The organism is Streptomyces sp. NPDC007162 (assembly GCF_040634175.1).
Lineage (GTDB): Bacteria > Actinomycetota > Actinomycetes > Streptomycetales > Streptomycetaceae > Streptomyces.
Genome location: NZ_JBEYFC010000858.1, coordinates 1 through 2,451, shown reverse-complemented (window position 1 = coordinate 2,451; position 2,451 = coordinate 1). Strand labels below are relative to the sequence as shown.

Below are 2,451 nucleotides of genomic sequence, written 5' to 3'. Positions count from 1 at the left end.
GGCCCGCCGTTCGATTTTTCACCCGGACCTTTGACACCCCAGGGAGCGCACCGCGTAGTTCTCGCAGATGTGGTCCAGGACCACGCGTCCCTCGGGGCTGACCGGGTCGCGCTGGATGACGTCGGCGATGGCGAGGCGACCGCCGGGCCGCAGGACGCGAGCGGCCTCGGAGAGCACCTGGCCACGGTCGGGCATGTGCCACATCGACTCGAACGCCCAGGCCGCGTCGAACGAACCGTCGGGGAAGGGCAGATCCATCGCGTCCGCGAACTGGAACGTGGCCCGGTCGGCGAGCCCGGCCTCGGCCGTGAGTTCCGTGGCCTCCGCCACCTGGATGTGGCTGACGGTGATGCCCACCACGTCCACGTCACAAGCGCGGACCAGCCGCCGCGCGGGATGGCCGACGCCGCAGCCGATGTCCAGGACCCGCTGGCCGGCCTGTGCGGCGAGACCTGAGATCATCAGGTCGGTCAGGCGGTCGGTGGCCACCTCGACGGAGCTGTCGTCGGCGTCGTCCTCCCAGTAGCCGTAGTGGATGTTGCGGCCCCACGCGGAACCGTAGATCCGGCCGAATCCGTCGTACACGGTGCGGACGTCGCTGGGAGCGGGAGACTGCTTGAGGGTCATGAGGAACTCCGTGTCGTGGTGAAGCTCGCGGGAGCCGGCGCTGGTCCGGCCGTACCTCTGTCGAAGGGCGGGCGGCCGTTCAGGCCGTCAGGCGTTCCGCTCACTTCAGCTCGAAGCGCAGGAAACCCAGCCGCAAACCCCCCGCTCGCCATTCGGCGCCAAGCGCCTGGTTCGCCATCAGGGATATCCTCAGCTGCCGGCGCTCGACTGCCGAAAGGCTGTTGTCCGTGTCCAGGACCGCCTTCGTCCAGGCGGTGCTCTCCTCCCAGAACGGCGCGGTTTCCGACGTGGCGTCGACGTCGTCGACCAACTCGAAACCCGCGGCCCGCGCGGCTTCCGTGTAGTCGCGCACCGTGGCGGGTTTCGTGTAGAAGTACTCGGCCCACACATCGGCCCCGTGCGGGCGTGTGATGAACACTTCCTCGATGCACACGCTCCCGCCCGGACGAAGCACGCGCGCCAGCCGCTCGAACCACTGCGGGCGGTTGAAGTAACCGCTGCTCTCGATCGCCACCGCCGCGTCGTACGGACCGTTGTCCAGAGGGAGATGCATCGCGTCGCAGACCAGTGCCCGGACCCGCCCGTCCACCCCGCACTCCCGCGCGAAACCCTCGACGATCGGCGCGTGTTCCGGCGCGTTGGTGACCGCTGTGACGTCGGCGCCGTATTCCTGCGCCCAGAAGAGCGAACCCCCACCGAGACCGCAGCCGACGTCCAGGATCCGCCCCGACAGCCGGTGTTCAGCACCCCAGATCTTGGCCGCATACCGCAGCAGACCCTCCTGATGGAGCCGGATGCTGCGCCGAATGGCATCCGGCGTCGCATCCTGGACATCCAGGGGCGTTCGAGAGGAAGGGTAGTGACCTACATGATAGTGAATCCGGGGTCCGGGCCCGTATTTGCGAACAAGCCTGGCTGTTTTGTCGTCGTAGTACTGGCCGACTATTTTCACCTCGTCCTGAGGCTCCAGCACCGTTCGAGGCGAGGTTGCAAGTTCATCCAGATTTGACACGGTCACTCCTCCAGAGCCCGTATTCCGACGACGTTGGCGAATGGCCTGCTGTCGTGGTTGCGCCGCACTCGCCGCGATGTCGGCGAATATAAGCGGTTCGAAATGGAGAGCCGCCCGCACGACGTGCGATGTTGCGTCGTATCGAAATCAAGTGGCAGCCATCGGACTCCATCCTGGAGGGCGACCCCGGTCGTGTCAACGACACGACGCGCACGTCTTCGGATTTAGGAAAAACCCCAAAGAAAACGGTGCAGGGCCTGGATTAGACTAGCCTGCGGAGTGGTGGCCGCCGGGCGGCACCAAGGCCGAATTCGAGTCCGGCGATTAAGCCGGCATCCAACGGCGGAGAAGTCTTCCCGAGCTCGGACGGCACGGAACGGAGTGGGAATGAGTGGCGGTAAGCAGGTGCTGCTGGCCGAGCCGCGGAGTTTGTGCGCCGGGGTGCGCCGGGCGATAGCCATCATCGACCTCGCGCTGGAACAGCACGGCGCGCCGGTGTACGTCCGCAAGGAGATCGTGCACAACCACTACCTGGTACGCGAGTTCCAGCGCCGGGGTGTCCGGTTCGTCGACTCCGAGCTGGAGGTGCCGGAGGGCGCGGTGTGCGTCTTCTCCGCGCACGGTGTCTCCCCGCAGGTGCGGCAGAACGCGGACGCACGCGGCCTGGACGTGCTCGACGCGACCTGCCCGCTGGTGGCCAAGGTGCACCAGGAGGCCCGCCGGTTCGCCCGCGACGGGCGGACGTTGCTGCTGATCGGGCACGCGGACCACGAGGAGGTCGAGGGCATCTACGGGCACGCTCCCGACCAGAC

At 67.1% G+C, this 2,451-nt stretch carries 2 protein-coding genes and 1 pseudogene; 1 reads left to right on the top strand and 2 read right to left on the bottom strand.

Annotation, left to right across the window (positions count from 1 at the left end; translation table 11 throughout):
• Window positions 1-18 precede the first annotated feature (18 nt).
• Window positions 19-627, bottom strand: coding sequence for a methyltransferase domain-containing protein (locus ABZ646_RS44995; RefSeq protein WP_360533114.1), 609 nt, complete (start codon window positions 625-627; stop codon window positions 19-21).
• A 100-nt stretch (window positions 628-727) separates the two neighbouring features.
• A complete protein-coding gene (locus ABZ646_RS44990) occupies window positions 728-1,639 on the bottom strand; it encodes a methyltransferase domain-containing protein (protein WP_360533111.1) in 912 nt (303 codons plus the stop codon).
• 387 nt (window positions 1,640-2,026) lie between these two features.
• Between ABZ646_RS44990 and ABZ646_RS44985 the strand changes: the two are divergent.
• A pseudogene (locus ABZ646_RS44985) lies at window positions 2,027-2,451 on the top strand (4-hydroxy-3-methylbut-2-enyl diphosphate reductase); the annotation flags it as partial.